The sequence below is a fragment of the Mycobacterium sp. PSTR-4-N genome, assembly GCF_022348085.1.
Classification (GTDB): Bacteria; Actinomycetota; Actinomycetes; order Mycobacteriales; family Mycobacteriaceae; genus Mycobacterium.
In genome coordinates, this window is the sequence record NZ_JAKRFN010000013.1 from 43,266 (window position 1) to 68,441 (window position 25,176).

The following is a 25,176-nucleotide window of genomic DNA, read 5'->3' on the forward strand; positions in this document are numbered from 1 at the left end:
GGGTTGCCCTCAGACCGCGTCAGGCCCCGAACACCTTGCGCACCACGGCTTTCGCACGCCGGGTGACACGCAGATAGTTGTCCAGGAATTCCCCGCCGTCGCCGTCCGGCCAGCCGGCGGCCACCGCGACGGCGTTGAGCAGCTTGCCCGGCCCGGGCAACTGGTCGGTGGGCTTGCCGCGCACCAGCACCAGCGCGTTGCGGGCCCGGGTCGCGGTCAGCCACGCATGGCGCAGCAGCTCGATGTCGCCTTCGGCGATCAGCTCGGCCGCGCCGATCGCGTTCAGCGTGTCCAGGGTCGAGGTGGTGTGCAGGGCCGGGATCTTGTGCGCGAACCGCAATTGCAGCAGCTGCACGGTCCACTCGATGTCGGCGAGTCCGCCTCGGCCCAGCTTGGTGTTCGTGTTCGGATCGGCTCCGCGCGGCAGTCGCTCGGCGTCCACGCGCGCCTTGATGCGGCGGATCTCCTGCACGGCTTCGGCCGACACGCCACCGGCGGGATATCGGGTCTTGTCGATCATGAGCAGGAAGCGTTCCCCCAGCTCGAGGTCGCCGGCCACCCGATGCGCGCGCAGCAGCGCCTGGATCTCCCACGGCTGCGCCCACTGCGAGTAGTACGTCTCATAGGACGCGAGCGTGCGCACCAGCGGGCCCGAGCGACCCTCGGGGCGCAGGTTGGCGTCGACGTCCAGCGGCGGGTCGGCACCCGGCGTGCCGAGTCGGGCGCGCACCTGCTCGGCGACGGTCACCGACCATTTCACCGCCGCCGATTCCTCGACCCCGGCGTTCGGCTCGCACACGAACATCACGTCGGCATCGGAGCCGTAGCCCAGTTCCCGCCCGCCGAGGCGGCCCATCCCGATCACCGCGAGGCGCGCCGGGGGGCCCTGCTCGGGGGTGTTCGCCCGGATCACCGCGTCGAGGGCGGCCTGCAGCACCGCCACCCACATCGACGTCAGCTGCGCGCACACCTCCGTCACGTCGAGCATCCCGAGCAGATCGGCCGAGGCGATGCGGGCCAGTTCGCGACGGCGCAAAGAGCGGGCAGCGGCGATCGCGCGGGCCGGGTCGCTGTGCCGGGCCGCGGAGGCGACCAGCGAGCGCGCCACGCCATCGGTGTCGACGTCGCACAGCTTGGGTCCGTTGGGCCCGTCGGCGTAGAGCTGGATCACCTCGGGCGCACGCATGAGCAGCTCCGGCACGTACGCCGAGGTGCCCAGGACATGCATCAACCGCTTGGCCACGGCGCCCTCGTCGCGCAGCGTCGCCAGATACCAGCGATGGTCGGCCAGTTGATCGCTGAGCCGGCGATAGTTGAGCAGGCCGGCGTCGGGGTCGGGGGTGTCGGAGAGCCAGTCGAGCAGCGTCGGCAGGAGCACCTGCTGCACCCGGCCTCGTCGGCCACTGCTGCTGGTCAACGCGGCGAGATGGGTCAGTGCGCTCTGCGGGCCTTCGTAACCGAGTGCGGCGAGCTGCCTTTCGGCCGACTCGGTGCTCATGACCTCGGAGATCCCCAGCGATGTCTCGCCCACCGATTCCAGCAGCGGCTGATAGAACAGCTTCGCGTGCAGGCGCGACACCCGGTGGTTCTGCCGCTTGAGTTCCTCGCGCAGCACGCCGAGCGCGTCGTGGCGGCCGTCGGGCCGGATGTGGGCCGCGCGGGCCAGCCAGCGCATCGCCTCGTCGTCGTCGTCCTCGGGCAGCAGGTGGGTGCGCTTGAGGCGCTGCAACTGCAGACGGTGTTCGAGCAGGCGCAGGAACTCATACGACGCTGTCATGTTGGCCGCGTCGTCGCGGCCGATGTACCCGCCGTCGCCGAGCGCGGCCAGCGCGTTCACCGTGGAAGCCACGTGCAGCGACTCATCGAGCCGTCCGTGCACCAATTGCAGGAGTTGCACGGCGAATTCGACGTCGCGCAGACCGCCGGTACCCAGCTTCAGCTCCCGGGAGCGCACGCCGGCGGGGACCAGTTCCACCACGCGGCGGCGCATGGCCTGCACATCGGGCACGAAATCCTCACGCTCGCTGGCGGTCCACACCATCGGCATCAGTGCGTCGACGTAGCGGCGGCCGAGGTCGGCGTCGCCGGCGGCGGGCCGCGCCTTGAGCAGTGCCTGGAACTCCCAAGTCTTGGCCCACCGCTCGTAGTAGGCGATGTGGGAGTCCAGGGTGCGCACCAACGGACCCCGCTTGCCTTCCGGCCGCAGCGCCGCGTCGACTTCGAAGAACGCGTCGGACGCGAGCCGCATCATCTCCCCGGCGATGCGGGTGGCCTGCGCCAGCCGGCTGTGCGAGTCGTCGTCGGTGACGAAGATGACGTCGACGTCGCTGACGTAGTTGAGCTCCTGCGCACCGCACTTGCCCATCGCGATCACCGCGAGCGCCGGCGGCGCCTCGTCTTTCCCGTCCCCGCACACCGACCTCGTGGTCACGGTCAGTGCGGCCTGCAGTGCTGCGTCCGCGAGATCCGACAGGTGCTCGGCGACCACCGTGAACGGCAGCACCGGTTCGTTCTCCACCGTCGGTGCCACATCCAGGGCGGCCAGCACCAGCAGTCGATCCCGGTAGAGCGTGCGCAGCTCGGGCGTGACAGTCGGTGCACCCGTTGCCTTTTCGGTCACCTCGCCGAACATGCGCGCCAGATCGTCGATGCTCGGTAACCGCACCCGGCCCGCAAGCAGACGCCAGGACTGCGGATTGGCCACCAGATGATCGCCCAGGGCCAGCGAGGAGCCGATCACGGCGAACAGCCGGCCCCGCAGCGGCTTGTCGGTGAGCAGTGCGGCGTCGAGCTCGGCCCAGTCGCGGCCGAGCGCCTCGGAGAGCCGGACGATCGTGCGCAACGCGCTGTCGGCGTCCGGGGCGCGCGAGAGCGACCACAGCAGCTCGACGTGGGCGTCGGTGTTCCAGCCGAGCTGGTCCAGGTCGGCCTGCGCGGTCTTCTCGACGAGGCCGAGTCGGCCGACTCCGGGCAGCTTGGGACGCTGCGTCGCGGGTTTGGCCATACCGGTGAATCTAGTCCGGCCCGTTCTCCGTTAGAGCGACAGGTAGTTCTTCAGCTCGAACGGTGTGACGTGGCTGCGGTAGTTCTCCCATTCCGCGCGCTTGTTGCGCAGGAAGAAGTCGAACACGTGCTCCCCCAGCGCCTCGGCGACCAGTTCGGAGTTCTCCATCTCGGTCAGCGCGACACCGAGGCTGCCGGGCAGCTCCTTGTAACCCATCGCCTTGCGTTCCTCGGGGGTCAGGGTCCAGACGTTGTCCTCGGCCTGCGGACCCAGCGCGTAGTTCTTCTCGATTCCGCGCAGCCCGGCCGCCAGCAGCACGGCGAACGTCAGATACGGGTTGCATGCCGAATCGGGGCTACGGACCTCGACGCGGCGCGACGACGCCTTGTGCGGCGTGTACATCGGTACCCGCACGAGCGCCGAGCGGTTCGCCGCACCCCAGGACGCCGCCGTCGGCGCCTCACCGCCGTGCACCAACCGCTTGTAGGAGTTCACCCACTGGTTGGTGACGGCGCTGATCTCCTGTGCATGCTCGAGAATGCCTGCGATGAAGGACTTTCCGACCTCGGAGAGCTGAAGTGGATCGTCGGGGCTGTGGAAGGCGTTGTTCTCACCCTCGAAGAGGCTCATGTGGGTGTGCATGGCCGAGCCGGGATGTTCGGCGAACGGCTTCGGCATGAACGAGGCTCGTACACCGTCGGCGAGGGCGACCTCTTTGACCACGTAGCGGAACGTCATGACGTTGTCGGCCATCGACAGCGCGTCGGCGTAGCGCAGGTCGATCTCCTGCTGTCCGGGCGCGCCCTCGTGGTGGCTGAACTCCACCGAGATGCCCATCTGCTCCAGCGCGTCGATGGCGTGGCGGCGGAAGTTCGGCGCCGAGTCGTGGACCGCCTGGTCGAAGTAGCCGCCGTTGTCCGCGGGTACCGGCGGGGTTCCGTCGTCGGGGCCCGGCTTGAGCAGGAAGAACTCGATCTCGGGATGCACGTAGCAGGAGAAGCCGAGGTCGCTGGCCTTGGACAGCTGGCGGCGCAGCACGTGCCGGGAGTCCGCCCAGGACGGCGATCCGTCGGGCATGGTGATGTCGCAGAACATCCGCGCCGAGTGGTGCTCGCCGGCGCTCGACGTCCACGGCAGCACCTGGAACGTGGACGGGTCGGGCCGGGCCACCATGTCGGCTTCGGACACGCGGGCGAAGCCTTCGATCGACGAGCCGTCGAAGCCGATGCCCTCCTCGAAGGCACCTTCCAACTCGGCAGGCGCGATCGCGACCGACTTCAGGTATCCGAGTACGTCGGTGAACCACAGCCGGACGAAGCGGATATCGCGTTCTTCCAGCGTGCGCAGCACGAATTCCTTCTGCCGATCCATGGTGGGAGCCTAATTTCCGCCTGTTAATTCTGTGTTACAGCGCTGCTAGCACCGCAAACCGGCCGGTGGCGGCTTCAGTGCGGTGAGGTAGTCGACGACGGTCGTGTCGACGCACTGATCGCCGTTGAACACGACGGTGTGCTGACTGCCCTCGAACGTGACCAGCGGGGCGCCCATCTGCCGGGCCAGCTCGACGCCGGCCGCGTACGGGGTGGCGGGGTCCCCTGTGGTGGAGACGACGATGACCTTGCCGGGCCCGGGTGACGTGGCGGGCCCGACCACGGGCGTGGGGGGCACCGGCCACAGCGCGCACGTGTTGCGCGGCGCGAAGCCGGTGAACTGTCCGTAGGACGAGAACGGCGCCACGGCACGGATCCGCCGGTCCGCGTCGGCCCACACGGCCGGGTCGGTCGGATACACGGAGTCGAGGCAGCGGATCGCTGTGAATGCGTCCTGCCTATTGCTGTAGTGGCCGTTGCGATCTCGCTGCTGGTAGTCGTCGGCGAGCAGCAGCAGGTCGACGGGGTCGGTGCCGCGGGCGAGGCCGAGCAGACCGCTGGTGATGTAGGGCCAGTACCGCGGCGAGTACAGCCCCGACACGGTGCCGGTGAACGCGTCCTGATAGCTCAGCCCGCGCGGATCCGACGTGGCGGCCGGCCGTGCGGCCAGCGGATCGATCAGCTGGTGGTAGCGCGCGACGGCCTGGGCCGGGTCGGTGCCCAGCGGGCAGTCGGCGTCGGTCATGCAGTCGGCGGCGTAGCGGTCGAAGGCCTGCTGGAAGCCTGCCATCTGGTTGACGCTCTCGGTGATCGGATCGAGGCTCGGGTCCACCGCACCGTCGAGCACCATGGCGCGCACCCGGTCGGGGTAGCGACCGGCGTAGAGCGCGCCGAGTTCGGTGCCGTACGAGAAACCGAGGTAGTTGATCTGCGCTTCGCCGAGGGCTTCGCGCACGGCGTCCATGTCGCGCACCGCAACCGCGGTCCCGACGTTGGCCAGGTAGTCGGCCCCCATCGCCGACAGGCATTCATCGGCGAAATCGCGCAGCACGCCTTCGATCTGGGCGACGCCGGCCGGGCTGTAGTCGGTCATCGGCTGCGCCCGGTAGGCATCGAACTGCGCGTCGGTACGGCAGCGCAGCTGCGGGGTCGAGTGCCCGACCCCCCGGGGGTCGATACCGATCAGGTCGAATTGGTTCGTGATGGGAGAGCCGGTCAGCGACGCGCCCATGTCGGCGACGGTGTCGACGGCCGAAGCGCCGGGCCCGCCCGGGTTCACCAGCAGCGCGCCGATGCGGCGACCGCTGGCCGGTACCTTGATGACCGCCAATTGAGCTTGTGCGCCATCGGGTTTCGCGTAGTCGACCGGCACCGAGACGGTGGTGCACCGTGCGGTGGGGACGCGGGAGGCGTCCTTGATGACGTCGGCGCACGTCCCCCAGGACACCGCCGACGCCGGCGCCGGAGTGGCGGTCGCGGTGGGACACAGCGCAGCGCTCAGCACGCACACAGCCGCGATCATCCGTCCCACCCGCCACATGGGAGTACATGCTGTCACGCAATCCCGCGGGTGGCTTCCCCTGGGGCTCAACGGTGACCGGGCTGTTATCCGGCGTCCAGTTCGTAGGTCAGCCAACTGGATTTCTCGGCCCCGATGCCGTCGTACAGGCGTTGGGCGGTGACATTGTCCGGCGCCGTCTCCCACACCAGTTTCTGCGCCCCGCGTTCGCGGCAGTGCTGCAGGCATCGGTCGATCAGCGCCCGCCCGGCACCGGTGCCGCGGGCGTGTTCGGTCACGAAGAGGTCGTTGAGCACGCCGACCCGCGCGGCGTAGAGCGTCTGCCACGTCCAGAACACGGTCGCGAAACCCACTGCGGCGCCGGTGTCGTCGCGGGCGATGAGTTGCAGGCCTTCGCGCGGATCGGCGATCAGGGCACGCATCATCGCGGTGAGGTCGGCATCACTCGGGTTTACCCGGTAGAAGTCGCAGTATCCGCGCATCAGGGGCATCAGGTCGGTCAGGTCCGCGTCACCGACGCGGGTGATCGTCAGCATCGCGCGCCGGGCGGGGGCACCGTCAGGTCGAGCAGGTACCGGGTGGCGATCTCGTCGACGCAGGCGTTGCCCTGCAGGGCGACGGTGTGTTGGGTGCCCTCGTAGGTGAGCAGGCTTCCGCCCAGTTGCTCGGCCAGGTTCACGCCGGCCTGATAGGGCGTGGCCGGATCGTTGGTCGTGGACACCACCAGCACGGGCGGCAGACCGTTGACCTTGATCTCGTGGCGCTGACTGGTCGGCGGCACGGGCCACATCGCGCACGTACCCAGCGGTGCGTAACCGGTGAACTTGCCGTAGCTCATGAAGGGCGCGGCCTCGCGCAGGCGCCGGTCCTGGTCGACGAGCGTGGCCCGGTCGGTGATCGCCGGTTTGTCGACGCAGTTCACCGCGACGCGCACGTCGGTCGAGTTGTTGTAGTGGCCTTGGGCGTCGCGACCCATGTACAGGTCGGCCAGCGAGAGCATGGTGTCGCCGCGGCCCTCCTTGATCTCGGTCAGCGCCTGGGTGAGGTGGCGCCACAGGTTCGGCGAGTACAGCGGCAGGATCGTGCCGACCACCGCGTCGGAGTAGCTCAGGCCGCGGGGGTCGGCGGTGGCGGCGGGCTTGTCCACCAGCGGCCACACCAGGGACTGGTAGACGTCGACGGCCTTGGCCGGGTCGGTGCCCAGCGGGCAGCTCGGGTCCTTGGCGCAGTCCGCCGCGTAATCGTCGAATGCCTTCTGGAATGCGGCGGCCTGGCGGATGTCGGCCTCGAGCGGATCGGCGTTCGGATCGACCGCGCCGTCGAGGACCATCGCGCGCACCTTGTCCGGGTAGGCCTCGGCGTAACCGGCACCGATGCGGGTGCCGTAGGAGTATCCGAGGTAGGTGAGCTTCTCGTCGCCGAGGGCCTGGCGCAGCGCGTCGAGATCCTTGATCACGCTCGCGGTGCCGACGTTGGCGAGGAAGTTCTTGCCCATCTTGTCGACGCAGCGCTGCACGAATTCCTTGGTCAGCTTCTCCATGTGGGCCACGCCCTCGGGGGTGTAGGCCACCACGTTGTCGGCGCGCAGCCGGTCGTTGTCGGCGTCGCTGTTGCACCACACGGCGGGTGAGGAGTTCGCCACCCCACGCGGGTCGAAGCCCACCAGGTCGAACCGCTCGCGTAGCGGCTCGGGCAGAGTCGCGAGCATGTTGACCGCGGCGTTGACCCCCGATTCGCCGGGCCCGCCCGGGTTGACGATCAGCGAGCCGATCTTCTGGCCGGTGGCCTTGAACCGCACCACGGCGAGCTGGGCGACGTCGCCGTCGGCGCTCTCGGGGTTGTCCCAGTTGACCGGGACCGACAGCAATCCGCACTCGGCGCCGGTGGGGACGCGGGAGCGGTCCGATGGTCCGACGGGCTTGCACGCGTTCCATTGGATCGGCGAACCGGGACGAGGGACCGCGAGCATCGCCCGGCCGTCGACGATCTTGCTGCAGCCGGCGACGAGCAGCATGACCGCCGCGAGGACGAGTCCGGATCGCGCGATCCCGGTCATGAGCTTCATGGCAACACATGCTGCCATGACCGGGCATCTGTGCTGGCGAGGCGCGGTCGGAGCGCCTACTTGGTCGCCCGTTCGACGGCGTTGAGCAGTTCTTTCATGGCCACCGCGAAGTCGTCGGCCATGTCCCACAGGTCCGGCACCAGTTCGGGGCAGCTCACGATGCCGACGTCGAGGTTGCCCGACAGCGACATCACGGTGATGTTCAGTCCGGAGCCGTGGAAGATCGGCCCCAGCGGATACATCGCCTCCACGCCGCAGCCCAGCATGTAGAGCCGGCCCTGAGGCCCGGGGACGTTGGAGACCACCAGGTTGTGCACCGGCCGGGCGCCGCTGAGCCTGCTGCTGGCGTAGACCCGCATCGCCGCGCCGAACACCGCGGGCGCGGCGAACTGCGTCCAGTCCTGCAGCAGGGTGGCTGCGATCGCCGAACTGTGTTGTTTGGCAACGGTGTTGGCTTCCGCGATCGCCTCGAGCCGCTCGACCGGGTCGGCGATGTTGGTCTCCAGCCGCGCGAACATGCCCGACACCTGGTTGCGGCCGGGCCGGTCGGACTTCTCGTGCACCGACACCGGCACCATCGCGACCAGTGAATTGTTCGGCAGCTCGCCACGGTCGAGCAGGAACGTGCGCAGCACACCGGAGACCAGGGCCATCACCACGTCGTTGACCTTGACGCCGAAGTGGTTCTTGACGGTCTTGACGTCGTCGAGGTCGAGGTGCGCGAACGCCACGTTGCGGTGGCCGGTGACGTTGGCGTTGAACGCGGTCTTGGGGGCGACGAACGGCGGGGCCATCGTCATTCCGCTGCGGACCCGCCGGACGGTGTCGATCACGGAGGTCAGCGTGTTGGGCACCGCGTTGACCAGCCCGAGCGGCCGGCTGACGAAACGCACCGCACCGCTGACCGCGATCTCGAGGTCGCTGCCGCCGCCGGGACCGGCGACGGGCTCGGGGGCGGGCGCGTCGGGCTCGGTGGTGCACAGCTTCGACATCAGGTTGGCGCCGGTGACGCCGTCGACGGCTGCGTGGTGCACCTTGGTCATCACCGCGATGCGCTCACCGTCGTCGCCGCCCGGGGCCCCGCCGAGGTTCTCGATCACCCACATCTCCCACAGCGGGCGGGTGCGGTCCAGCGGAAGGGAGGCGATGTGTCCGCAGATGTCGGCCAGTTCGCGCGGCCCGCCGGGTGACGGCAAACCCATCCGGTGCAGGTGTCGGTCGACGTCGAAATCCGGATCGTCCACCCACACCGGATGGTCGAGATTGAATCGGTTGTCGGCCAGGCGTTCCCGGAACTCGGGCATCGCGCGGATGCGTTCGGCCAGCAGGTCGCGGAACCGGGCGAACGAATAGCCGCCGGGCATCGTGGAGGTGTCCAGCTCGAGGATCGAGCACACGTGCAACGGCTGCGCCGCGGTCTCGAGATAGAGAAAACTGGCGTCGAGCCCGCTGAGCCGTTGCATCCGCCGATCGTAAGCGCGCCGCGAACAGATGTGAGCAAATCCACTTAACGCGTTGTTCAACTTCTGGTGACGCGGTGGCAGACTTGACGGGTCAGTGGAACCCGGGGACCCGGAGCGGCCTCGAGGATCCGAAACGACCACCCATCTGGAGACATCGATGTCTGAACAGAGTGTGTACGGCGCTGCCACGCAGACCCCCGCGGCGCGGATCAAGATCCGCACTCATCACCTCGCCAAGTGGAAGTCCGAAGGCCACAAGTGGGCGATGCTGACGGCGTACGACTACTCGACCGCCGCGGTGTTCGACCAGGCGGAGATTCCTGTGCTGCTGGTCGGCGACTCTGCGGCCAACGTCGTCTACGGCTATGACACCACCGTCCCGGTGACCATCGACGAGCTGATCCCGCTGGTGCGCGGCGTCGTTCGGGGTGCACCTCATGCGCTGGTCGTGGCCGACCTGCCGTTCGGCAGCTACGAGGGCGGCGCTGCCCAGGCGCTCCAGACGGCCACCCGGTTCCTGAAGGAGACGGGTGCCCATGCGGTGAAGCTGGAGGGCGGCGAGCGGGTGGCCGAGCAGATCGCGGCACTCACCGCGGCGGGCATCCCGGTGATGGCGCACATCGGCTTCACCCCGCAGAGCGTCAACGGCCTCGGCGGGTTCAAGGTGCAGGGCCGCGGTGACGGCGCCGAGCAGACGATCCACGACGCGATCGCCGTGCAGGAGGCCGGTGCGTTCGCGGTGGTGATGGAGATGGTGCCCGCCGAGTTGGCCACCCAGATCACCGGCAAGCTGACCATCCCGACCGTCGGTATCGGCGCCGGCCCGAACTGCGACGGTCAGGTGCTCGTCTGGCAGGACATGGCCGGCATGACCAGCGGCCGCACCGCCAAGTTCGTCAAGAGGTTCGGCGCCGTGGGTGACGAATTGCGCCGCGCTGCAACGCAATACGCCGCCGAGGTGGCGACGGGGGCGTTCCCCGCCGAGGAGCACTCCTTCTAGTCAGGCGAAGTCGGGGGTGCGTTTCGCCAGGAACGCGTCGACACCTTCCCGGCCGTCGGCGGATTCGGCGCGGCCGGCGATCATTCGGCCCTCGAGTTCCATCTGGGCTTCCACGCCGTTGCCGAAGCTGTCGAGCAGCAACGCTTTGACGCCGCCGTTGGCGCCGCCCGACGTGCGCAGCAACCCGGCGGCGAGGTCGTCCACGCGGGCCGTGAGGGCGTCGTCGGCGACGACTTCGGTGACCAGACCCCACTGCAGCGCATCCTGAGCCGAGAGCCTGCGGTTGGTCAGCATCAGTTCCTTGGCGCGCGCCATCCCCACCAGGCGCGGCAGCAGGTAGGTGGCGCCGCCGTCGGGGGTCAATCCGACGCGGGTGTAGGCCATCGTGAAGGACGCCGATTCCGCGGCGACAGTGATGTCCCCGAGGACCGCCAACGAGAATCCCGCGCCCGCCGCGGCACCGTTGACCGCGGTGATCACCACGGCGTCGCAGCGCGCGAACGTCGAGATCGCCCGGTGCAGGTCGTCGGCGACGCCCTTGAGATGGCGGCCGCGGTGCGGCGCGGAGGCGAACTCCTTGAGATCGCCTCCGGCGCTGAAGAAGCGGCCGGCGCCGGTGATGACGACGACTCTGACCGCGGGGTCGTCGCACGCAGCGGCCGCGGCGGCGAGTTCGCCCGCCATCTCGGCGTTGATGCCGTTGGCGGCGGCGGGCCGATTCAGCGTCAGGCGCACCAGCCCTGCGCTGCGCTGCACGTCGATGGTGTGGAAGTCGCTCACACCGGCGACGCTATCGCGCGGCGTTCTACAGGGTGCCGTCGAGGTAGCGAGCGCGGCAGGCGCGGCGCGCCAGCTTGCCGCTGGTGGTCCGCGGGATCACCCCTGCCGCAACGAGTTTGATGTCGGCTAGCGGGATGGCGTGGCGTCGCGAGACGGCAGCGCGGATGGCGTCGACGATGGGCGCGGCATCGGCGCGTCCGGCGCCCGGGGCGCGTTCTGCGACGATCACCACCTCTTCGCGTCCGACACCGGGCACCGAGAACGCGGCGACGAAGCCGGAACGCACGGCCTTGGACGCCTCGGCGACCGTCGCCTCGATGTCCTGCGGGTAGTGATTGCGGCCGTCGACGATCACGAGATCCTTGACGCGCCCGGTGATGTGCAGCTGGCCGTCGATGTAGACGCCGAGGTCACCGGTGCGCAACCACAGAGCGCTCTCGGCGGCACCTTCGGCGTGGCTGTACTCGGCCAGCCGGGACTGCAGCTTGTTGCGGAACGTCAGCTCGGTCTCGTCGGTACGGTTCCAGTACCCGCGGCCGATGTTGTCGCCGTGCAACCAGATCTCACCGACCCGTCCGTCGGGCAGCTCGGCGTCGGTCTGCGGGTCGACGATCACCGCCCACTGGCTGCGGGCGATCTGCCCGCACGACACGCTGACCACGGCGTCGGCATCGTCGGCGCCGACCTGGACGGCGTCTCCCCCGCCCAGCGCCTGCCGGTCGAGGTGCACAGCCTTCGGGGCGGTACCGGACTCGGTGGTGGAGACGAACAGGGTGGCTTCGGCCATGCCGTAGGACGGTTTGATCGCAGCGGGGTCGAGTCCGTACGGCGCGAACGCCGCGACGAACGCATCGACCGACGCCATGCTGACCGGTTCGGAGCCGTTGATCAGACCGGCCACGTTGCTCAGGTCCAGCGTCTCGTCCGCGGGCGGGCGGCCACGCTGGGCGGCGAGTTCGAACGCGAAGTTGGGCGCGGCGGCGAACGTGGGCTTGTCGGATGCGCCCAGCTCACGGAGCCAGCGGTAGGGCCGGCGCACGAAGGCCACCGGCGACATCAACGTGATGTGGCCGCCGACCAGCGCCGGGAACATGATCATCAACAGCCCCATGTCGTGGAACAGCGGCAACCAGCTGACGCTGCGGGTGTTCCAGTCCAAGCCCACGGACTCGATCATCTGCACCACATTGGTCGCGGCGCCGCGATGGGTGATCTCGACGCCGGCCGGGGTGCGGGTGGATCCGGACGTGTACTGCAGGTAGGCGATGTCGTCGGTGGCGATGCGTGCGGGGGTGAAGTGCTCGCCGACGGCGTCAGGCACGGCGTCGACGGCGAGCATCCTCGGCCGCCGCTCCCGCGGAATCGTCTTGATGAAGTCGCGGACCGCCGGGGCCGCGGCCGTGGTGGTCAGTACGACGGTCGGCTGCGCGTCGCCGAGCACGGCCTCGAGGCGTTCGGCGTGCCCGGGCAGTTCAGGTGCGAACAGCGGAACCGCGATGCCGCCGGCCTGGATGGCGGCGAAGAATCCGACCACGTACTCCACGCCCTGCGGCGCGAGGATGGCGATCCGGTCGCCGGTGTCGGTGATCTGCTGGAGCCGCGCGCCGACGGCACGTAATCGAGTTCGCAGGGCCGCCCAACTCAGCTCGACCGTGCAGTCCCGGTCGTAGTCGAGATAGCGGTAGGCGGGCGCCTCGCCCGACTGCTCGGCGTGGCGATCCATGAACGACGTCAGCGTGACTCCGGCGGGAATCTCGATGTTGCCTTCGGCATCGAGATAGTCCTCGAGCCTCATCTCTGGACTCATAAGAGAATTGTAAGAGTGGTTCTCAGGTTCGCGCGCACGTGTCCCGCGAGTCCGATTCCGACTCGGTTCCGGTTCGATAACGACGAGCGGATTCGCGGTTCACCTCGGTATGGCAATCTTGTGGGCCCCCTCCCGCTGAAACGAAGGTGTTCATGCCCTCCCGATCGTCCGATTTGTCCAGGTACACCGAGACTGAGCGCAAGTTCGACGTGGACGTCTCGACCGTCAGTCCGTCGTTCGACGGACTCGCGGCGGTGTCTCGTGCCGAGCGGTCGCCGTCACAGTCTCTGGACGCTGTCTACTACGACACATCGGCCCATGATCTGGCCCGCCACCGGATCACGCTGCGCCGCCGCACGGGCGGCACCGACGCGGGATGGCACCTGAAGCTGCCCTCGGGACAGGACAGTCGCACCGAGGTCCGGCTGCCGCTGGAAGACGGCGCGCCGGCACATCCGCAGGTACCCGACGAGTTGCGCGACGTCGTCCTCGCGATCGTCCGGGACCGCGGACTGGCCCCGGTCGCTCGGATCAGCACCGTGCGCGAGGTCACGATGTTCTACGGCGTCGACGGGGCCCCGATCGCCGAGTTCTGTGACGACCATGTGACCGCGGGCGCGGTGGGCGGCGACGATCAGCACTGGCGGGAGTGGGAACTCGAACTCGCCGAGGGTGCCGATCGGGGACTGTTCAAGCCGCTGACCCGTCGCCTGCTCGACGCGGGGGCGCGCCCCGCCGGACACGGCTCGAAGTTGGCGCGGGTGCTCGAAACTCCTGCCGACGAGGCTCCGGCGGTACCCGACGATCCGGTGCACCGTGCCGTGGCCGAGCAGGTCGCCGAGCTCATCGAGTGGGACCGCGCCGTCCGCGCGGACGTGTACGACTCCGTGCATCAGATGCGGGTGACGACGCGCAAGATCCGCAGCCTGCTGCAGTCGTCGGAGGGCGCGTTCGGCATCGACGACGACTCGTGGGTGCTCGCGGAACTGCGGGAACTGGCGGGCGTGCTCGGAACGGCACGGGACGCAGAGGTGCTGGCCGAACGGTACGAGCAGGCGCTCGACGGACTGCCCGACGACCTGGTGCGGGGCCCGGTGCGCGAGCGATTGGTCGAGGGCGCGAAGAAGCGGTACCAGACCGGCTGGAAACGCTCGCTGGCGGCGATGCGCACACCTCGGTACTTCCGGTTGCTGGATGCGCTGGGGGAGCTGACGACGGCCGAGCCGCCGCTGGAAGCCGGTGAGGAGCGAGTCGAGGTGACCATCGACTCGGCCTACAAGCGGGTGCGCAAGGCGGCGAAGAAGGCGAGCGACGCCGACGGTGGCGAGCACGCCGACGAGGCACTGCACAAGATCCGCAAGCGGGCCAAGCAGCTCCGCTACACCGCGGCGGCCACCGGGAAGTCCAAGGTGGCCGACCGGGCGAAGGGGATCCAGTCGCTGCTGGGCGATCACCAGGACAGCGTGGTGAGCCGGGCACATCTGAGCCGGCAGGCCGAGCAGGCGCACGCCGCGGGCGAGGACACGTTCACCTACGGGCTGCTGTATCAGCAGGAGCACGACCTGGCGCTGCGCTGTGAGGAGCAGGTGTCCGACGCCCTCGAGCAGCTGGCGAAAGCTGTGAAGAAAGCCTGAGCCGAGGGCGGATGAGCTGGCCTGTAAGCCGGATTCTGTTCCGCGCCGCCATGACTGGCGGCCCGGCGGCGACCATCCATCTGGGCACACCGTCGCCGGGTACCTCGAGCGGCCTACCCGCAGACTCGGGCGAGCAGCCCTCGAACGTCTGCGCTGCCGCGCCCCCCACGCGACATTCTTGGCCTTGCTTCGGGTGGGGTTTGCCGAGCCGCTCCGGTCACCCGGAGCGCTGGTGCGCTCTTACCGCACCGTTTCACCCTTACCACCCCTGGCCCGAAGACCCGGTGGGTGGCGGTCTGCTTTCTGTGGCACTTTCCCGCGAGTCACCTCGGATTGCCGTTAGCAATCACCCTGCTCTGTGAAGTCCGGACTTTCCTCGAACCACCTCAGCCGTACCCCTGTCCGGCAAGTGGTGGCCCGCGGCCGCCCGGCCAGCTCATCCGCCCTGACAACGTAGCGCCTGCAGCGGCGATTCCGGTAACGAACGCCCTCGGCGCTCCCTCAGGCCGAGCGTTTCAGTTCGGCGCTCAGTTCGACGACGTCGATGCTGAGCCCTCCTTCGATGACGCTGTAGCGGCGCCGTATCGGTGGTCCGGGTAGAGGTGGTGCGGTGGAGTGGTAGGTCGCGCCGGTGGGGGTTCGGTAGGTGGCGGTGTGGCGGCCGTCGGTGTCGTGGGTGGTGACGGTCCAGCCGGGGGCTTCTTTGGCGTAGTTACAGGCTTCGCAGGTACCCAATCCGTTGAGCGTGGAGGTGGGGCCGCTGTGGCGGGCGGGGACTGCGTGGTCGTGGTGGCGGATGGGGGCGTCGCAGTAGGGGGTGCGACACGTCTGATCCCGGAGCCCGATGAACGCCGCCAACCCTGTCGGGAAGATCCGGGCACGGGATTCCATCGCGACCAGCTGCCCCGATGTGGGGTGGCGGTAGAGCCGCCGCAGTGTCCCTTTCGCGGTCTCATCAGCCACGGCATCCGACACCAGGTCGCGTACCACCGCCGCGGGCACGGGCCCGTACCCGTCGACCAAGCCGGGGCTGTCGTCGTCGCCGAAGAGGGTGGTGTCGGCCATGACGAGGTTCACCGCGATCGGCGCCGGCGTCTCGGCCGGGCGGGCGGTGACCCGTTGGTAGAGGGTGTCGGTCATGATCTGTCCGCGCGGGCGCCCGTCCCCGCACAGGTCGGCCTCCCGTTTGAGCGCGGCATACACCCCGATGCCCTGCGAAAGGGGCATCAGCGCGGTCAGCTGCACCATGCCGTTGGGGGCGGGCCGGGTCGACACCCGCGCAGACGCCGCCGCGCGTTCCTTCCGTTCGACCACCGCGGCGGCATCCAGGCGCGCTGCGATCGCGGCGGCGGCAGCCTCGATCCGGGCATTGCCCAACCCCACCAGCGCTTGCTGGTCAGCGCACAGCTCGGCATCCAACGTGCGCCGGTCCTCGACCATCAGGCAGGCCGACTGCTTCACGATCAGGGTGGCCCGCCACTCGGTCAACACCCCGGCGGCCAGCGCGGCCAAAGTGTGGGGCATTTCGTGCACCAAGGCGTGGGCGAAGCCCAGGTGCCGACCGCCATGGGCCGGCGAATCAGACCGGGCCAACGCCACTTCGGAGGCCAACCCGCGCCCCCGCTTCGCGGCCGGCATCCCTGCCTCGGTCTCGGCCACTCGGCGTTTCTCCGCCCACAGCGCGGTCGCGCGGGCCTGCACCGCGGCCGCGGTCGCCTTCATCTGTTCGCAGCGTGCCACGACATCACGCAGCTCAGCCTCCGAGGCCGACTGGTCGATATCGAACACCTGTGCGAACATGCCACCGACGCTACACCTCACCTCCGACAACTCGGCTGCGAAGATCGAGCGTGATGGACAAGACGGGCTGGGCGGCCGAAGAGCGGAGAAGCTTCGCTGATCTGCTCGCCGGCCTCGATGACGATCAGTGGAATGCGCTGAGCATCTGCGGCGACTGGCGAGTGCGCGATGTCGCGGTCCACATCGTGGCCTACCTCGACCGCAACAGAGCGAGCTTCTTCGCAGGGATGGCGCGGCACTACGGCCGCGTCGACGTACTCAACGCCGCTGATCTGAGGCGCCTGTCGACCTGGTCCCGCAACGACGTCGTCACCGCGCTGCGGGACCGCGCCGAACCCAGAGGCGTCGGCGCCGGCTTCGGCGGCCGTATTGCGTTGACGGAGTGCATGATCCACCACCAGGACGTCCGCCGATCGCTGCACCTGCCACGCACCGTCTCCGCCGGTCCCCTGAGGGCGGCTCTGGACTTCACGCGCATCGCACCGCTGATTCGCGGTGCGATCCGGACCCGGGGCCTCCAGATGGTCGCCACCGACCTCGACTGGGCGGCCGGGCGCGGCCCCGACGTGAAGGGCCCCGGGGAAGCGGTGCTGATGGCGATGGCGGGCCGCCCCGACGCGCTCCAGCACCTCAGCGGACCGGGCGTAGGCGAGCTCAGCCGTCGGTTCGGCGCCGGAGCGCGATGAGATTGTCGATCAGCACCGCCTGCTGGCCGTCCGGCCCGACTGCGTCCCGCTCGACGGGCTCCGCGCGCAGAGTCTCCCAGTCCCGCGGGTTGACGCCGAGCTGGGACAGCACGCCGTCGACGGTCGGGAACTCGTGATCGTGCGGAATGTTCGCCCAGGGCGGCGCGGCGCCGTGGTCGACGATGAGCAGCACCCCACCCGGCGCGACGGCGCGCGCGGCCGCGGCGAAGATCCGGTCTCGGTCCAGTCGCGTCCACGACTGCAGGAATTGCGCCGAGATCAGATCGAATGTCCCCGCCGGGAAGTCGTCGGAGAGGTTCATCTGTTCGAAGGTGGTACGGCCGGCGACACCGCGCCGCGCCGCTTCTTCACCGGCGCGGCCCAGCGCAGTCTCCGAGATGTCCACCCCGAGAACGTGCCAGCCGTGCTCGGCGAGCCACAGGACGTCGGCCCCCTCCCCACAGCCGAGGTCGAGCGCACGACCCGGGGACAGTGGACCCGCCACCTCCGCGAGCCAGGGATTGACCCGACCGCTCCACACCCGTTCGCGCTCGCCGTAACGCGCTTCCCATTGCGCCTTCTCGTCGTCGCCACTCATCGACCCTCCTCCACAACACCTCGAACAATTGATGCGGCCGCCGCCGAACCCGAGGCCACCGCGGCAGCCACCTGAGGCATCTGTGCGCTCACGTCACCCGCGGCGAACACGCCGGGCACGGAGGTCTGCCACATCGCATCGACTGCAACGGATTCCGCGGAAATCGGACCGGGTGGCGCAAACGCCACACCGAGCTCCCGTACCAGCCCTTTCCGTTGGTTCAGCGTGCTGGCCACCAGCAATCCGCGCCGGCGCAGCGCGGCGCCGTCCTCGAACACCACGGCGTCGAGCTGTCCATCGGTACCCGACACTCGCGAGATCCGGCGCTCGTCGACAGGGATGCCGCACGCAGCCAGCTGCGCGCGGGCGGCATCGTCCAACCCGGAAGGACCGTTGGACACCACCACGATGTCATCGCTCCACCGAGTCAACAGTGTCGCCATGTGGACCGCGCGCTCCCCCTGCGCCAACACGCCGAGCGGCTGATCCCGCACCTCCCAGCCGTGGCAGAACGGGCAGTGGAACACCGACCCGCCCCAGAACTCGTCGAGACCGGCGACATCGGGCGTGTCGTAGCGCATCCCGCCGGCCAGCAGGACCCGCCGCACCTCCTCGGTATCGCCCCCGGCGAGTCCGAGCGTGAAGCCGCCTTCGTGCGGCGTCACCGAGGTCACCTCACCGTCGCGCACCTCGACCGAGGGGTACCGGGTCACCTCGTCACGGCCGGTGGCATACAGCTGCGCCGGCGGCACCCCGTCGAAGCCGAGCAGTCCGCCGATGCCGTGCGCAGCCCGATTGCTCTGCTCTCCGGCGTCCACCACCAGGACGCGCATCCGCGCCCGGCCCAGCACCAGTGCGGCACTCAGCCCGGCGGCTCCCCCGCCGATCACCACACAGTCCCATCGCGTCGTCATGCCACCACCTTGCTCGCGCGCACCGGGATCTGCCAAGCTCTTTTGCCATGCAGGCAAAAGACGACGACGGGGTCGACGCCCGGGTGCGACGGCGACTGCGCGACTTGCGCACCCAGCGCGGCATGACGCTCGATGACGTGGCGACCCGGTCCAGCATCGACGTCTCCACGCTGAGCCGCCTCGAGTCGGGTAAGCGACGACTCGCGCTCGATCATCTGCCCCGACTGGCGAATGCGCTCTCGGTGAGCACGGACGAACTGCTGCGCGAACCCGATGTCGAGGACCCGCGGGTCCGCGGCGGCGCCCACACGCGCAACCAGATCACGTTCTGGCCGTTGACCGGTCAGGGTCCGGCCGGCGGACTGCACGCCTACAAGATCAGAGTCAGTGCACGCCGGCGCACGCCGCCCGACGAGCTACCGGTCCACGAGGGCCACGACTGGATGTACGTGCTGTCCGGCCGCATGCGCCTACTGCTGGGCGACCGCGACTTCACCATCAAACCCGGTGAGGCCGTGGAATTCTCGACATGGACGCCGCACTGGTTCGGCACGATCGACGGACCCGTCGAGGCGATCGCGCTCTTCGGCCTGCACGGCGAGCGCGTGCATCTGCACACCGATCACAGATAGGCGGTCTGATTCACCAGGCGCACCGACGCCGCACCGTCGGGATAGAACTCCGCGATCGACAGCGACGCGAGATCCAGGTGCAGCCGGTAGAGCATCGCCGGGCCCGCGTCCAGCGCCACCCGCAGAAGCGTCTTGATCGGTGTCACATGGGAGACGACCAGCACCGTCTGGCCGGCGCGTTCGGCGAGCAGACGCTGCTGGACCCGAGTGATCCTGCGCGCGACGGCGTCGAAGCTCTCCCCACCCGGCGGCGCGACGGCGGTGTCCGTCAGCCACCGCCGGTGCAGGACCGGGTCCCGCTCGGAGGCCTCCCGGAACGTCAGCCCCTCCCACGCACCGAAGTCCGTTTCGATCAGGTCGTCGTCGACCTCGACGTCCAATCCGAGCGCACCCGCGGCTGCCGCGGCCGTGTCCCGCGCCCGTTGCAGCGGGGACGACACCACCGCGTCGATCCGATCCATGCGCGCCAGGTAACCCGCCGCCGCGGTGGCCTGCTGCACTCCGAGCGAGGTCAGATCCGGGTTGCCGCGCCCGGAATAGCGGCGCTCGACCGACAGCGGCGTCTGCCCGTGGCGGAGCAGCAGCAGGCGGGTGGGTGCGCCGGTGGCGCCGGTCCATCCGGCCGGATTCGCGGTCACCGCTTCGGTTTCCGCGGCCGCGTCCATCGCCTGATTCGCCAGCGCATCGGCAGCACTGTTCTGTTCCCGCGGCACCCAGGTGTAGGTGATGCGCTCGAACGCGGCCGCACGCTGTCGCGCCTCTTGGTGCAGCGCAGCCAGATCGGGATGTTTGACCCGCCAGCGTCCCGACATCTGTTCCACGACGAGCTTCGAGTCCATCCGCACCTCGACGTCGGTGGCGCCGGCTCCCTCGGCCGCCTCCAAACCCGCGATGAGGCCCCGGTATTCGGCGACGTTGTTGGTGGCTCGACCGATCGCCGCCTTGGCCTCTGCGAGAACTTCGGTGCGATCCGCCGACCACACGACGGCGCCGTACCCGGCCGGACCGGGGTTACCGCGCGCTCCCCCGTCGGCCTCGACCAACACCTTCACGCGCCGGCGCCCTTGACCCGCAGCAGGATCGCCGAGCACTCGGGACACCGCAGCACCTCGTCGTCCGGCGCGGCTGCGATGCGCGCCAGCTCACCCCTGTCGATCTCGAGTCGGCACGCCCCGCATCGCCGGCCCTGCAGCGGCGCGGCGCCCGTACCGCCGCGGGCGCGCTGGCGCTCGTACATCGACACCAACGCTTCGTCGATGGTGGCGACGAGTTCCTCACGCCGCGACCGCGACTGGTGCGCGAGCTGGGCGAGATGCGTGCGGGCCTCGTCGCAGTTGCGCTGCGCGTCGGTCATCGCGGTCTGCAGGTCGTCGATGCCGGTCAGCTCCCGATCCTGGTCGGCGGCCAGCTCTTCGCGCCGTTCCATCACCTCCAGCAGAGAGTCCTCCAGGCTGGCCTGGCGGCGCTCGAGAGTGTCGAGTTCGTGCTGGATCTCGGTCAGCTGCTTGGCATCCACCGTGCCGCCCTCGAGCAGGCGGCGATCGCGGTCCTCCCGCTGCCGCACCCCGTCGATCTCGGTCTCGAACTTCGCGACCTGGGCGTCGATGTCGGCGAGCGCGAGCTGCACCGCCGCCAGCCGGTCGTTCGCCTCGTGGTGCGCGCTCTGCGCCGCCTCGAGCGCCGACTGCTGAGGAAGGTTCTTCAGCCGGTGGTCGAGCCGGCCGATCTCGGCATCGAGTTCGGCCAACTCGAGCAACGAACGTTGCTGCGCCACATCAGCTTTCATGCGTTGTTTCCTCGACATTCCATGGATCGGTGCGCACCGGGGACACGGTGACGGGCACGTCGGCGACGTGCCGGCGCAGCAGTGCGGCCGCTTGACCGCACCACGGGAATTCACTGGCCCAGTGCGCGACGTCGACGAGCGCCACCTCGGACGCCCGCCGATGTTCGTCGGCGGGATGGTGGCGCAGATCTGCGGTCACGTACGCCTGCACGCCTGCACGGGCCACCTCGGCGAGCAGGGAGTCACCGGCCCCGCCGCACAGTGCCACCCGGGACACCATCGCATCCGGGTCGCCGCAGGCGCGCACGCCCCAGGTCGTCTCGGGCAGGCCGCGACGCACCCGGGCGACGAACGCGCGCAACGGTTGCGGTTCGGTCAGCTCGGCGATGCGGCCCAGCCCGGTGCCGTCGGGCGCCGACGCGACGGCGACGACGTCGTACGCCGGCTCCTCGTAGGGATGCGCCGTGCGCAGGGCGGCCAGCACCGCTGCGCGCCGGGATCGCGGGGCCACCATCTCCACTCGTTCCTCGTCGACCTGTTCGACCGTGCCGACCGCGCCGATGGCCGGTGATGCCCCGTCGAGCGGCAGGAACTGGCCGACCCCGGCCACGCTCCAGCTGCACTGCGCGTAGTCGCCGATCTGACCGGCGCCCGCGTCGAACATCGCCGCACGCACCGCCGCGGCATTCTCCCGCGGGACGTAGACACCCCACTTGTCCAGCGCCGGGGCGGCAGGCTCGGGCGACAGGACATCGGTGACCGTCAGACCCAGGGCCTCGGCGAGGGCGTCGGAGACGCCGGGTGCGGCACTGTCGGCATTGGTGTGGGCGGTGAACAGCGCACGTCCGGTGCGGATCATCGCGTGCAGCAGCGACCCCTTGGCGGTGTCCGCGGCCACGGTGTCGACGCCGCGCAGCAGTAACGGATGATGAGCGAGAAGCAGTCCGCGCTCCGGCACCGTCGCGACCACCTCGGGCGTCGCGTCCACGGCGATCGTGACGGACTCGATCGCTTCGGCCGGATCCCCGCACACCAGACCCACGGAGTCCCAGCTCTGCGCGAGGCGGGGCGGATAGGCCGCGTCGAGCACCTCGATGACGTCGGCGAGACGCACCGTCATCGCATCACCTCCGAACGTGCCACATCACGACAGTAGTGCGCGGGTCCAGCCACTCCGGGCATCAGGGACAATGGACCGCGTGACGGACACGGTGGACAGTGCAACCGGGCTGACCCGGGTGCGCCGCGGCGATCTGGTGATCTTCGACCTGGACGGCACGCTGACCGATTCCGCCGAGGGCATCGTCTCCAGCTTCCGGCACGCTCTGGCCGCCATCGGCGCCGCCGAACCCGAAGGTGACCTGGTGAGCCGTATCGTCGGTCCGCCGATGCGCCACACGTTGGAGTCGATCGGCCTGGGTGATCGGGCCGCCGAGGCGATGGCCGCCTACCGCGCCGACTACACCACCCGCGGCTGGTCGATGAACCGTCCGTTCGCCGGCGTTCCCGATCTGCTGACCGACCTGACGCGTGCGGGTGTGCGCCTGGCGGTGGCCACCTCCAAGGCCGAGCCCACCGCGCAGCGCATCCTGGCGCACTTCGAACTCGACGGATTCTTCGAGGTGATCGCAGGCGCCAGCGTCGACGGCAGCCGGGCGGGCAAAGCCGACGTGGTGGCCCATGCGCTGGCCCAGCTGGCGCCGCTGCCCGACCACGTCGTGATGGTGGGTGATCGTTCGCATGACGTCGAGGGCGCCGCCGCCCACGGCATCGGCACGATCGTCGTCGACTGGGGCTACGGCCGCGCGGACTTCACTCCATCGACCAGCCCCGCCCTGGCCCATGTCGCCGACGTCGCCGCGCTGCGTGAGGTGCTGGGTGTCTGACCAACTGCACGTCACCTTCATCTGCTCGGGCAACATCTGCCGCAGCCCGATGGCCGAGAAGATGTTCGCCCACCAGCTGCGCGAGCGTGGGCTGGCCGACGCGGTGCGTGTCACCAGCGCAGGCACCGGGCACTGGCACGAGGGTGAGCCCGCCGATCGCCGGGCCGGGACCACGCTGCGCGTGCACGGCTATCCGAGCGCGCACCGGGCGGCGCAGATGACCGAGGACCATCTCGACGCCGACCTGGTGGTGGCGCTGGGCCGCAACCACCTCCGCATGCTGGCCGAGAGGGGGGTACCGACCGACCGGCTGCGGATGCTGCGCTCCTTCGATCCGCGCTCGGGCAAGCATGCCTTGGACGTCGACGATCCCTATTACGGCACCCAGGACGATTTCGAGGCGGTGTTCGCGGTCATCGAGGCGGCGCTGCCCGGTCTGCACGCCTGGGTCGACGAGCAGCTCGCCGAGCGGCAGGAGGCGGTCTGAGAAGTGCGCCGACTCGCCTTCCTCCTGCGCCCCCAGTGGCTGGCGCTCTACGTGGTGGTGATTGCATTCGCCTACCTGTGCTTCACGGTGCTCGCGCCGTGGCAGCTGCACAAGAACACGAAGACGTCGCGGGAGAACGCGCAGATCTCGGCCTCGCTGAACGCCGACCCCGTGCCATTGACGACGCTTCTGCCGCAGCAAGATTCGTCGGCGCCGGAGCAGCAGTGGAAGCGCGTGACGGCCACCGGGCGATATCTGCCCGACGGGCAGGTGGTGGCCAGGCTGCGGGTGATCGACAGCGATCCCGCGTTCGAGGTTCTCACGCCCTTCGCCGTCGAGGGCGGACCCACCGTGCTCGTCGATCGCGGTTACGTGAAGCCGGTCAACGGCAACGCGGTCCCCGAGATCAGCCCCGCCCCCACCGAGCCGGTCACGATCACGGCCCGGCTCCGGGACGCCGAGCCTGTCGCCGTCGGTAAGGATCCGTTCCGCGACGCCGGTGTGCAGCAGGTGTATTCGATCAATCCCAACCAGATCTCCGCGTTGGTCGGGGTGCCGCTGGCGGGGTCCTACCTGCAGTTGGTCGAGGACCAGCCGGGTGGTCTGGGTGTGGTGCCGCTGCCGCGCCTGGAGGCCGGGCCGTTCCTGTCCTACGGCATCCAGTGGATCGCGTTCGGCATCATCGCCCCGATCGGGGTGGGCTACTTCGTCTATGCGGAGGTGCAGGCCCGTCGTCGGGAGAAGGGCACGCCCACCGGGCCGGTCACGCCCGCGGACAAGCTGGCCGACCGGTACGGCAGGCGACGCTGACGGCGGCTGCTGCGGCCGCGATCTGCACGGCCCGCGACAGCCGCACCGCTTGCCGGAGGTCGCCGGCATCGGGCGCCCGGCCGGTGCCCAGGGTGGGGCGGATCTCCAGTTCGTGGGCGTATTGGGTCGGGCCGCCCAGCTGAATTCCTAGGGCGCCCGCGAACGACGCTTCGGCCACACCGGCGTTGGGGCTCGGATGGCGGGCGGCGTCGCGGCGCCACGCCCGGATCGCGCCGCGCGGTGACCCGCCCACCAGCGGTGCGCACGCCACGACGAGCAGACCCGTCACGCGCGCGGCAGCGAGATTCAGCAGATCGTCGAAACGAGCTGCTGCCCAACCGAATCGGCGGTATCGCGGCGACTTGTTGCCCACCATCGCATCCAGGGTGTTCGCCGCCCGGTACAGCAGCACCCCTGGCGCACCTCCGAGGGCAGCCCACAGCAGCGGGCCCACCTGCGCATCGGAGGTGTTCTCCGCGATCGACTCCAGCGCCGCGCGGGTGAGTCCGCCCCCGTCGAGCACCGCCGGATCGCGGCCGCACAGCGACGGCAACAGCTCACGCGCTCCCACCAGGTCGCCCCGACCCACCAGGTCGGCCATCCGATCGCCGGTGCGGGCCAGCGAGGTGCCGCCCAACGCGGTGAACGTCGCCGCCGCGACCCATGCGACCTCACCGGCCGCAGAGCCGCGCCGGCTCAACCGCCCGACACCGGCAGCCGCCAAGGTCACGGCGCCGAGTAGTGCGCTTGTGAACGCCACCCCGGCGTACTGGTTGTCCGCATACATCCGGCGCTCGAGCGCTGAAGCTGCACGGCCGAACATCGCGACCGGATGGCCCCGCTGCGGGTCCCCGAACACCGCATCGGCGAGCACGCCCACGGCGACACCCGCGGCGCGGCTCCGGCCAACTGCTGCGAACACCACGGCAGCTTGT

Annotated in this window: 22 protein-coding genes and 1 other RNA gene; 7 read left to right on the forward strand and 16 right to left on the reverse strand. The window is 69.7% G+C overall.

Going from position 1 to position 25,176, the window contains the following annotated elements; translation table 11 throughout:
- Positions 1-19: 19 nt before the first annotated feature.
- From MHN84_RS17730 to MHN84_RS17755, 6 genes are all read right to left on the reverse strand, one after another.
- The gene (locus MHN84_RS17730; protein ID WP_241205820.1) at positions 20-3,004 is read right to left on the reverse strand and encodes a bifunctional [glutamine synthetase] adenylyltransferase/[glutamine synthetase]-adenylyl-L-tyrosine phosphorylase; all 2,985 of its coding nucleotides are present in this window, start codon (positions 3,002-3,004) and stop codon (positions 20-22) included.
- A 30-nt stretch (positions 3,005-3,034) separates the two neighbouring features.
- A complete protein-coding gene (gene glnA, locus MHN84_RS17735; RefSeq protein WP_241205821.1) occupies positions 3,035-4,375 on the reverse strand; it encodes a type I glutamate--ammonia ligase in 1,341 nt (446 codons plus the stop codon).
- Positions 4,376-4,420: 45 nt separating this feature from the next.
- Complete coding sequence (locus tag MHN84_RS17740; protein ID WP_241205822.1) at positions 4,421-5,896, reverse strand: alpha/beta hydrolase; 1,476 nt, start codon at positions 5,894-5,896, stop codon at positions 4,421-4,423.
- Between the two features lie 83 nt (positions 5,897-5,979).
- On the reverse strand, positions 5,980-6,429 hold the full coding sequence (locus MHN84_RS17745) for a GNAT family N-acetyltransferase (RefSeq protein WP_241205823.1): 450 nt from the start codon (positions 6,427-6,429) through the stop codon (positions 5,980-5,982).
- Positions 6,423-7,958 (reverse strand): alpha/beta hydrolase, encoded by a 1,536-nt coding sequence (locus tag MHN84_RS17750; protein WP_241205824.1) that lies wholly within the window; start codon positions 7,956-7,958, stop codon positions 6,423-6,425. Before MHN84_RS17750 ends, MHN84_RS17745 begins: the two co-directional genes overlap by 7 nt.
- A 56-nt stretch (positions 7,959-8,014) precedes the next feature.
- Positions 8,015-9,421 carry a wax ester/triacylglycerol synthase family O-acyltransferase gene (locus tag MHN84_RS17755; protein ID WP_241205825.1) on the reverse strand — a complete coding sequence of 469 codons (1,407 nt, stop codon included), beginning with the start codon at positions 9,419-9,421 and terminating at the stop codon, positions 8,015-8,017.
- 157 nt (positions 9,422-9,578) lie between these two features.
- Here MHN84_RS17755 and panB point away from each other — a divergent pair, with 157 nt between their 5' ends.
- Entirely contained in the window at positions 9,579-10,421 is an 843-nt protein-coding gene (panB, locus tag MHN84_RS17760; protein WP_241205826.1) for a 3-methyl-2-oxobutanoate hydroxymethyltransferase, read from the forward strand.
- On the opposite strand, the gene MHN84_RS17765 is transcribed toward panB, so the two are convergent.
- Both MHN84_RS17765 and MHN84_RS17770 read right to left on the reverse strand, forming a co-directional pair.
- Positions 10,422-11,201 (reverse strand): enoyl-CoA hydratase/isomerase family protein, encoded by a 780-nt coding sequence (locus MHN84_RS17765; RefSeq protein ID WP_241205827.1) that lies wholly within the window; start codon positions 11,199-11,201, stop codon positions 10,422-10,424. It lies immediately after the preceding gene.
- 25 nt (positions 11,202-11,226) lie between these two features.
- Positions 11,227-13,008 carry a fatty acyl-AMP ligase gene (locus tag MHN84_RS17770; RefSeq protein ID WP_241205828.1) on the reverse strand — a complete coding sequence of 594 codons (1,782 nt, stop codon included), beginning with the start codon at positions 13,006-13,008 and terminating at the stop codon, positions 11,227-11,229.
- A gap of 152 nt (positions 13,009-13,160) precedes the next feature.
- Here MHN84_RS17770 and MHN84_RS17775 point away from each other — a divergent pair, with 152 nt between their 5' ends.
- Positions 13,161-14,642, forward strand: coding sequence for a CYTH and CHAD domain-containing protein (locus MHN84_RS17775; protein WP_241205829.1), 1,482 nt, complete (start codon positions 13,161-13,163; stop codon positions 14,640-14,642).
- A gap of 8 nt (positions 14,643-14,650) precedes the next feature.
- Here MHN84_RS17775 and rnpB read toward each other — a convergent pair.
- Positions 14,651-15,081, reverse strand: an RNA gene (rnpB, locus tag MHN84_RS17780) — RNase P RNA component class A.
- 62 nt (positions 15,082-15,143) lie between these two features.
- Positions 15,144-16,442: a DUF222 domain-containing protein gene (locus MHN84_RS17785; RefSeq protein WP_241205830.1), complete on the reverse strand. Its 1,299-nt coding sequence runs from the start codon at positions 16,440-16,442 to the stop codon at positions 15,144-15,146.
- Positions 16,443-16,495: 53 nt separating this feature from the next.
- Between MHN84_RS17785 and MHN84_RS17790 the strand changes: the two genes are divergently transcribed.
- On the forward strand, positions 16,496-17,128 hold the full coding sequence (locus MHN84_RS17790; RefSeq protein WP_241205916.1) for a maleylpyruvate isomerase family mycothiol-dependent enzyme: 633 nt from the start codon (positions 16,496-16,498) through the stop codon (positions 17,126-17,128).
- Here the strand turns inward: MHN84_RS17790 and MHN84_RS17795 are convergent.
- Both MHN84_RS17795 and MHN84_RS17800 read right to left on the reverse strand, forming a co-directional pair.
- Positions 17,097-17,726, reverse strand: coding sequence for a bifunctional 2-polyprenyl-6-hydroxyphenol methylase/3-demethylubiquinol 3-O-methyltransferase UbiG (locus MHN84_RS17795; protein WP_241205831.1), 630 nt, complete (start codon positions 17,724-17,726; stop codon positions 17,097-17,099). The genes MHN84_RS17790 and MHN84_RS17795 overlap by 32 nt on opposite strands.
- Positions 17,723-18,640 carry an NAD(P)/FAD-dependent oxidoreductase gene (locus tag MHN84_RS17800; RefSeq protein WP_241205832.1) on the reverse strand — a complete coding sequence of 306 codons (918 nt, stop codon included), beginning with the start codon at positions 18,638-18,640 and terminating at the stop codon, positions 17,723-17,725. The genes MHN84_RS17795 and MHN84_RS17800 overlap by 4 nt, the downstream gene beginning before the upstream one ends.
- A gap of 47 nt (positions 18,641-18,687) precedes the next feature.
- On the opposite strand from MHN84_RS17800, the gene MHN84_RS17805 reads away from it, so the two are divergent.
- A complete protein-coding gene (locus MHN84_RS17805; RefSeq protein WP_241205833.1) occupies positions 18,688-19,272 on the forward strand; it encodes a helix-turn-helix domain-containing protein in 585 nt (194 codons plus the stop codon).
- Here the strand turns inward: MHN84_RS17805 and MHN84_RS17810 are convergent.
- Genes MHN84_RS17810 through MHN84_RS17820 form a run of 3 tightly spaced genes read right to left on the reverse strand, consistent with a single transcriptional unit; the run spans position 19,263 to position 22,178 of the window.
- Positions 19,263-20,324 (reverse strand): bifunctional RNase H/acid phosphatase, encoded by a 1,062-nt coding sequence (locus tag MHN84_RS17810; RefSeq protein ID WP_241205834.1) that lies wholly within the window; start codon positions 20,322-20,324, stop codon positions 19,263-19,265. The genes MHN84_RS17805 and MHN84_RS17810 overlap by 10 nt on opposite strands.
- The gene (locus MHN84_RS17815) at positions 20,321-21,058 is read right to left on the reverse strand and encodes a zinc ribbon domain-containing protein (protein WP_241205835.1); all 738 of its coding nucleotides are present in this window, start codon (positions 21,056-21,058) and stop codon (positions 20,321-20,323) included. Before MHN84_RS17815 ends, MHN84_RS17810 begins: the two co-directional genes overlap by 4 nt.
- Complete coding sequence (locus MHN84_RS17820; RefSeq protein WP_241205836.1) at positions 21,048-22,178, reverse strand: Nif3-like dinuclear metal center hexameric protein; 1,131 nt, start codon at positions 22,176-22,178, stop codon at positions 21,048-21,050. The genes MHN84_RS17815 and MHN84_RS17820 overlap by 11 nt, the downstream gene beginning before the upstream one ends.
- 70 nt (positions 22,179-22,248) lie before the next feature.
- Here MHN84_RS17820 and MHN84_RS17825 point away from each other — a divergent pair, with 70 nt between their 5' ends.
- Genes MHN84_RS17825 through MHN84_RS17835 form a run of 3 tightly spaced genes read left to right on the forward strand, consistent with a single transcriptional unit; the run spans position 22,249 to position 24,241 of the window.
- On the forward strand, positions 22,249-22,944 hold the full coding sequence (locus MHN84_RS17825) for an HAD-IA family hydrolase (protein ID WP_241205837.1): 696 nt from the start codon (positions 22,249-22,251) through the stop codon (positions 22,942-22,944).
- Positions 22,937-23,431 (forward strand): low molecular weight protein-tyrosine-phosphatase, encoded by a 495-nt coding sequence (locus MHN84_RS17830; RefSeq protein WP_241205838.1) that lies wholly within the window; start codon positions 22,937-22,939, stop codon positions 23,429-23,431. The genes MHN84_RS17825 and MHN84_RS17830 overlap by 8 nt, the downstream gene beginning before the upstream one ends.
- A 3-nt stretch (positions 23,432-23,434) precedes the next feature.
- Complete coding sequence (locus tag MHN84_RS17835) at positions 23,435-24,241, forward strand: SURF1 family protein (RefSeq protein ID WP_241205839.1); 807 nt, start codon at positions 23,435-23,437, stop codon at positions 24,239-24,241.
- Here the strand turns inward: MHN84_RS17835 and MHN84_RS17840 are convergent.
- The gene (locus MHN84_RS17840) at positions 24,195-25,163 is read right to left on the reverse strand and encodes a cobalamin biosynthesis protein (protein WP_241205840.1); all 969 of its coding nucleotides are present in this window, start codon (positions 25,161-25,163) and stop codon (positions 24,195-24,197) included. The two genes, MHN84_RS17835 and MHN84_RS17840, sit on opposite strands and share 47 nt — an antisense overlap.
- Positions 25,164-25,176 lie beyond the last annotated feature (13 nt).